7 protein-coding genes and 1 pseudogene are annotated in these 6,000 nt (G+C 68.2%); 6 read left to right on the plus strand and 2 right to left on the minus strand.

From position 1 onward, the window contains the following. Window positions 1–414: 414 nt before the first annotated feature. Together BLQ97_RS12500 and BLQ97_RS12505 are read left to right on the plus strand one after the other, a co-directional pair. The gene (locus BLQ97_RS12500) at window positions 415–627 is read left to right on the plus strand and encodes a hypothetical protein (RefSeq protein WP_091366180.1); all 213 of its coding nucleotides are present in this window, start codon (window positions 415–417) and stop codon (window positions 625–627) included. 5 nt (window positions 628–632) lie between these two features. Next, window positions 633–818, plus strand: a complete 186-nt coding sequence (locus BLQ97_RS12505; protein ID WP_139173613.1) for a hypothetical protein — start codon at window positions 633–635, stop codon at window positions 816–818. 145 nt (window positions 819–963) lie between these two features. Here BLQ97_RS12505 and BLQ97_RS12510 read toward each other — a convergent pair whose 3' ends face one another. Then, on the minus strand, window positions 964–2,154 hold the full coding sequence (locus BLQ97_RS12510; protein ID WP_091366182.1) for a hypothetical protein: 1,191 nt from the start codon (window positions 2,152–2,154) through the stop codon (window positions 964–966). A gap of 449 nt (window positions 2,155–2,603) precedes the next feature. Here BLQ97_RS12510 and BLQ97_RS12515 point away from each other — a divergent pair, with 449 nt between their 5' ends. The 4 genes from BLQ97_RS12515 (at window position 2,604) to BLQ97_RS12535 (ending at window position 5,620) form a co-directional block, all read left to right on the plus strand. After that, window positions 2,604–2,870: a hypothetical protein gene (locus BLQ97_RS12515; RefSeq protein ID WP_091366183.1), complete on the plus strand. Its 267-nt coding sequence runs from the start codon at window positions 2,604–2,606 to the stop codon at window positions 2,868–2,870. A gap of 130 nt (window positions 2,871–3,000) precedes the next feature. Beyond that, the gene (locus BLQ97_RS12520; RefSeq protein WP_091366184.1) at window positions 3,001–3,516 is read left to right on the plus strand and encodes a hypothetical protein; all 516 of its coding nucleotides are present in this window, start codon (window positions 3,001–3,003) and stop codon (window positions 3,514–3,516) included. A gap of 754 nt (window positions 3,517–4,270) precedes the next feature. Further along, a complete protein-coding gene (locus BLQ97_RS12530; protein ID WP_091366185.1) occupies window positions 4,271–5,161 on the plus strand; it encodes a hypothetical protein in 891 nt (296 codons plus the stop codon). Window positions 5,162–5,275: 114 nt separating this feature from the next. Next, on the plus strand, window positions 5,276–5,620 hold the full coding sequence (locus tag BLQ97_RS12535) for a hypothetical protein (RefSeq protein WP_175471712.1): 345 nt from the start codon (window positions 5,276–5,278) through the stop codon (window positions 5,618–5,620). 177 nt (window positions 5,621–5,797) lie between these two features. Here the strand turns inward: BLQ97_RS12535 and BLQ97_RS23345 are convergent. Then, window positions 5,798–6,000 (minus strand): annotated as a pseudogene (locus BLQ97_RS23345) (enoyl-CoA hydratase/isomerase family protein); the annotation flags it as partial.

The raw sequence follows: 6,000 nt of genomic DNA on the forward strand, positions 1-6,000 counted from the left end.
AGCGCAGCCACCGGGTCGAACCTCCGATCACACCAGCCCACCCGAAGGAGTGGGCATCCGCTTTCGCGACCGGCTCACCGCAGAGGTGAGTTCCTGGAGGCCGCCATCCCCCGCCGGGGACGGTAGCGACGGACGCCGACAGTTCACTGCAGGCCAAGGCAACCCAGCGTGTCGGACCTTCCCGCGCGCCCACGACGCAGCGGGCGCTCGGCTGTCGCATTCCTGCCGTCGGAAGCGGGCCGCCGCAGGTGTGCAAAACGTGTGCAGACGGCCGGCGCCCAGAGCCAGGCAAGCCAGGGATGAGACGACGAACCACGCTTGTCAGGCGGCCCCGCGGCTCCTCGCGGGCCGTGGTACCACTGGCAGTGTGGGGGTCACGGGTTCTAGTCCCCTCAGCGGGACGCGGTCCGTGCCATGCGCGAGCAGGCCGCCGATGCGATGGGTGGCCCGTTCGACGTCCAAGAGTGGGAGATCGCCCTCCTGCATCGCGCGCACCAGGCTCTGGAGGGGGCCTGCTGCCGCGTCACCTGGAGTCGCGGGGATGCCGGCCGCATGTACCAAATGACCGAGACCTTCCGCACCGGCATCGTGCCGCGACTGGACGGCATCCCGGGTTTTGCAGCGTGAGCCTGATGGGCGACTGCCAGACCGGCAGGAGCGTCCTGACGGCCACCTACGACCGCAGCTCGCTGGAGGGCTTCGCCGAGACGGTGCGGGGCATGCGCGAGCGGTTCACCGCGGAGACAGACTCGGAGGTCATGCTGATCGCCGCGTTCGAGCTGGCGATCCACCACCTGCGCGTCCCCGAGATGGCCTGAGGACGGCGGCCGGCGCGGGCGGGGCGCGTCGGCCTGCGGTCACCGGAAGGACGGTCAGATCCCGACGTGCGCCAGGGCATGCAGTAGCGGCGTGCTCTGCTCCTTCTCGAACTCGGCGACCACGGCCCTCCAGGGAGCGAGCAGGTCAGTCCGCGGCTCGGAAGAGCCGTGAGATCCCTAGGTAACTCAAGATGGCCGTTCCTGGCATCGCCAGGAGGAGCACTAGCAGGTCGAGCCAATCGTCTTGGAGGTTGGCGTTCGAGCCGAAGACAGCAGCCACAAGACCCGGGGCCAGTAGAACCGCGGCCAACGTCGCCAATCGTTCCTGATATCGCTCGGCGCGGAGCTGGTCCACCAAGCTGAGAGCACTTGCTGCCGCGCCACCCAAGGCTTGTAGCGCTTCCAGAGTACGTTCAACCTGGTCTCGGACGTGCTTTGCTTCACGTTCCTGCTCGAACCCTGCCCAGGCGAGAGCCGACGGGTGCCTCAGCGGCTGCAGAGCCTGCGTGACATTGGGCAAACTTGCCTGCAGCCCGACGAGAAGCCCACGTTCCGGGCTGGGCTTTCTGGCGAATGTGAGCCGCCAGAAGTCGAGCCTGGAAGCCAGGTCTGCCTCCAATACGCCGAAACTGTTGACGGCGTGCTCCAACACGATCATCGCAGCCTCTAGAGGGTCCGCCGCACCAGCCAGTCCGAGGGCTTGGAGCTCAGCGATGTACGCCTCTGGCACGGGGACGTCGGCATCGCCTGTCGAAGCCCCGTCGACCTCGATCTCGGCTGTGTGGCGAACGACGAGCAAGCAGTTTGGAGTAACCGCGAGTTCGACGAGCGCTCGGCGCACCTCAACTGACGGCACCTGCCTTGCTTGGTCATGTGATGGAAGCGCCATATACACGCTGGCTAGGCGAGGTCCCCCAGACGCGTGCGTTCGCTTGAACGACGCCTCGACATCGGCCTGCAGCAGGTCATCGATTGCCTCGGGTGGAAGGTCCGGGAGCAACTTGAGCAAAGCGTCGCGGAGCCTGTCCCCATCAGCGTGCCCGACCACAACGTCCACGAAAACCGGCGTCGCGGCTGCGACATCCGCCGGGACCGCAGCGACGGCGACTCCTGCTGGCCATCTCCACAGGGATACGCCGTGGGGAAGCGCTCCCGCTGTCTCGGGCTCATCGTGCGTGATGGGGTTGCGTGACGACAGCCGCACGCTGCCAGCGCGCTGAACCACCGCCATCGGCGGTTCCACCACCAGGCCCGCCTCGTCCAACGCTCTGCCGATGCGGCTGCGGGCGGCGTCAGTCAGGTTGTAGAGACCGAAGGCGGCTAGCAGAGTCGTCACCTTGCGCCAGGAGCGCCGCTTGCTCTGCGATTCCGCCAGTCGGACAGACTGTGCAATCTCTTGAGCAATCTCCCGATCGCTTGCCATTTCCCCGCCCCGAGTTGTCGCACTATGGAAGATGCACCCTCGCATGGCAGCAGCGGGACCAACAACAAGCGCGCCCCAGCCGGGTGACGTCCCGAGAAGTGGGTGTAGTCAACCTCGTCGACAGCGGGCCACCGCCCGTCGGTGCCGGTGCTTCACCGGGACTGGTCGACGAGGACGAGTACCGCTATCCCGCCGTTGTCGAGGCCGTGAAGCCAGGGAGCTAGGGCTTCCTCTACCGGGTGTGCTTCAACTCCTGACGTCCACGCGCGAACAGCGAGAAGGTGGGGTCTACCGGGAGGGGGTCATCCCCCGCCTCGCCTAAGGGCGTCAGACTGGCTCGGCGGTCCAGGAGGTTAGCGTCCGTGGCCATGGGTGCCGCCTCTGCCTCGCAGAACCTCGACCACGTCATTGCCGTCGCAACCCGCTACATCGAGCAGCACCTCGGGGAAGATCTGCTGCAGTGGAGCGAGGTCATCGACCACCTCAAGGCGGGCGGCTATACCGATGAGGCAACCTTGGCGGTCACCCGTGCCGTCTTGGACCTCGAACGCACCGACGTGATGTTCTACGCCATCGAGGGCATGCGCCGCCCCCGCCCCCGGCGACGCCGCACCCGCACCACTCCATGAGGTCGCGGGCGCGGTCCTGTCTCTGCAGTGGCCATGCACCCGCAACGACCGACCGGGCGGCAGCCGGTCCATCTGGGAGGCGTTCGAAGAGCTCGGCGGGCGTTACCGGCACTGCGACGTCTACGACGCCATGCACGAGCGACTGAAAGGTCACGAGCTCAAGAGCGGCCGCGTCTACTGGCAGCGGACCGACCTTCCGTCACGCTTCGACACAGCCGGCCGCTTCACTCAACGGGCCGAGGCCGTCGCCGTGCAACCGCCGGCCTCACCAGCCCGCCAGCAGCTCGAAGCGGACCTCGTCGCCGCGTATGTCGCGACACTCCCGCACCGCTACCTCCGAGAGCACCCCATCGGTGAACTGCGCGCCGACGTGTACGAGCCGACCATCCGGCGCATCGTGGAGGCGAAAGCCGCCGCCGACGTCGTCACCGTCGCTCACGCGTGGGCTCAGGCAGCCGCCTACCGGTACACAGCGAACACCTCCGCGCTCGACGACCGGACCACCGTCGAGTCCATCGCGGTCCTGCTCCCGGTCGCACCCACCGGGACCGCTCGCGGCTTCCTCGAGCATGTCGCCGCGGACTGCTTCGAGGTCGAGCTCATATACCCCCACGGCGAGACATTCCGGCACGAGCAACTCACCTGACCGGGCACCGACAACGGTCAAGTCAGCTGCGCGAGCAGCTCCCCGGAGGGGCGTGCGGCTTGACGCTGAGCCGGTCCTGGGCCCGGAGCTGCTCGAGCCACAGGCTGGTCATGGTCGCGACCATGGACGCGCTGGACGCCTGATGGCCGCCCACCTTCATGCTGCCCGGGTTGTGGCGGACGCGGTTCGCGTGGTCGACGATGGCCTGAGGGACGGCCGTCGGCGCGGGCGCGGGGCCCGCCCGACGGCAAGTTCTGGCGCTCACCCAGCGCACGTCGGAAGGCTGTAACAGCGGCTCGTCAGCCGGTACCGCGAGCCTGCGAGTACCGGCGGTAGGCCGTGCTCTGTGACAACTCGCTCACCGCCGCCTACATCGACCGACGGTCCATGGATGCCTCCCGCCAGCGGGGCCGTTGGCATCCACGGCGAGTCCGCCGCGCATTGCGCATGTGCGCCAGATGTGGCCGAGTTCGACGTCGTCCTCCACCACCTGAGCGTCCCGACCTGGTCTCACTATCCAGTATCACGGCGCGGGAAACCCCAATCGACCCGCTTGCCCCGTGCGGCCCACTCGGGAGACCGTCACGTTCCGCAATTTTTCGGTTCCCAGGAATCTCACCCGTTCACTGCCCTCTCGCAATCGGAGGAAGTGCGCGACTCTCAGTCACCAATCTTCACGATGCTCCCGAAGGGAGGGCCGGGCGCTTCCCCGGAGGTCCCCAAAACGGCGCCAAGCCGTCGTTACGCTCCCGCGGTGTTCACGACCGACGGGAGCGATTCCCGATCCGCACAGCCCACCGCCGGCGACGACGTGCAGTACGAGTACACGTCCGCTCGCGCACTCCGCGGCACCGAAGCACGGACGATCGCCAAGGCGGCTAAGGACGGCTGGGAACTGGACAGCCAGACTCAGGGCAAGCTGCGGACCGAGTTGACCTTCCGTCGGGTGAAGCCGAAGAACGCTTGGCAGTTGTGCGTGGCACTTATCGCCGCGCACTGGTCCGCCTTCGGCCGGCTGAAGTCGACGACGCAGCAGTTCGCCCTCGCTGCGGCGGGCGGCCTGGTCGTGTTTGCCCTGGTCGTCGCAGTCGTGGTAGCGAGCCGGCCGGGAGGCAGCACACCCCAGGCGACCACGGCACCGACCGAGGTCACCCCCAGCGGGCAGCCGTCCGAGACACCCCCGTCTGCGGAGACCCAGCCCGACACATACATCTACACGGGGCCGCAGTACGAGGTCGTCGTGGTCGACGAGAACGTGGGCCCGGCCGCCCTGGATCAGTACTGGGTGCTGACCAGCCCGCTCGACTACTCCACCGACGAGTACAAGAACCAGATCAAGCTGATCATCGAGGACATCGCGCGCCAGGACGGCTCTGCGGCGCTGATCGTGAACGTCGTCACCGACCGGGAAGTGGCCGAAGCCGAAGCCATCTCGACCTACGAGCAGTTCGACGCCGAGCACGGGACGAACTACGCCGTCAACGCCATTCCCGCCAAGGAGCCGGAGCACTGGGCTGCGTCCTACACGGGGGGTTTCGACTTCGACGCCGGCGAGGCGAGCGAGTCGGCCGAGGCGTTCGAGGTGATCTGGCGCCCGTATGCGACCCAGGAGACCGAGCAGTGGCAGCCGGCCCTCGCCGGTTGAGCTGATCCGGGACGGTCGTCAGACGCCGAGGTGGTTCAGCGCCTGCAGCAGCAGGGTGCTCTGCCCGTTCTCGAACTCGGCGAGCACGCCGACGTCCAGGAGTGGGACATCGCGGTGCTCCACCGGGACCGTCCGGCCGGGGACCGCGCCGGCGGGCAGGTCACCTGGGCCCGCATAGCGCCGGACCGCCTCAACCACCTACTCGACGCCTACCGGCACAACCTGCTGCCCAAGCTGCAGGAGCTGCCCGGCTTCTGCAGCGTCAGCATGCTGGTCGACCGGCGTCTCGGCCGGACCGTCAGCGTCACCAGCTTCGAGAACCGCGACGCCGCGAGGCTGGTGCGCAAGCACGCCCGGTCCCTGCGCGAGCAGTTCGCCCAGGCCATGGGCGCCAAGATCGTGGACGTCGCCGAGATGGACCTCGACCTCGCCCACCTGCACGTCCCCGAGGCGGTGTGAGCGGTCGCAGTCCCGGCTGGCCTGCCGGCGCATCGACCACATCTGCGCGGGGCGCTCGAACTGGCTGGCGACCTCCCAGCTCACCGCGCCGTTGACGACCTCCCGCCGGAAGTTGCCCACGGCCACCCGCGCCAGCTCCGGGTCGGCGGCGACGCGGCCGGCCAGCTCCGACGCGCGCTACTCGACGTCGGCGTCGTCCACCGACTCCCACGCCAGGCCCAGCTGCACGGCCTTGGTGCCGTCGATCTCCTCGCCGAACAGCGCCATCGCCGCGACGGCCCCGCAGCCGATCAGCCGCAACAGGATCACGAAGTGCCCGCCGCCGGGGTGCATGCCGCGCTTGAGGAAGCCGGCGATCAGGCGGGCGTCGCTCGCGACGA

This window comes from Geodermatophilus telluris, from assembly GCF_900102745.1.
In the GTDB taxonomy this organism is placed as follows: Bacteria; Actinomycetota; Actinomycetes; order Mycobacteriales; family Geodermatophilaceae; genus Geodermatophilus; species Geodermatophilus telluris.

What these genes read in the sequence shown, in the direction of transcription:
- BLQ97_RS12505 (WP_139173613.1), top strand. Translation starts at nt 633, where the DNA reads ATGGGCGACTGCCAGACCGGCAGGAGCGTCCTGACGGCCACCTACGAC.
- BLQ97_RS12500 (WP_091366180.1), top strand. Translation starts at nt 415, where the DNA reads ATGCGCGAGCAGGCCGCCGATGCGATGGGTGGCCCGTTCGACGTCCAA.
- BLQ97_RS12520 (WP_091366184.1), top strand. Translation starts at nt 3,001, where the DNA reads ATGCACGAGCGACTGAAAGGTCACGAGCTCAAGAGCGGCCGCGTCTAC.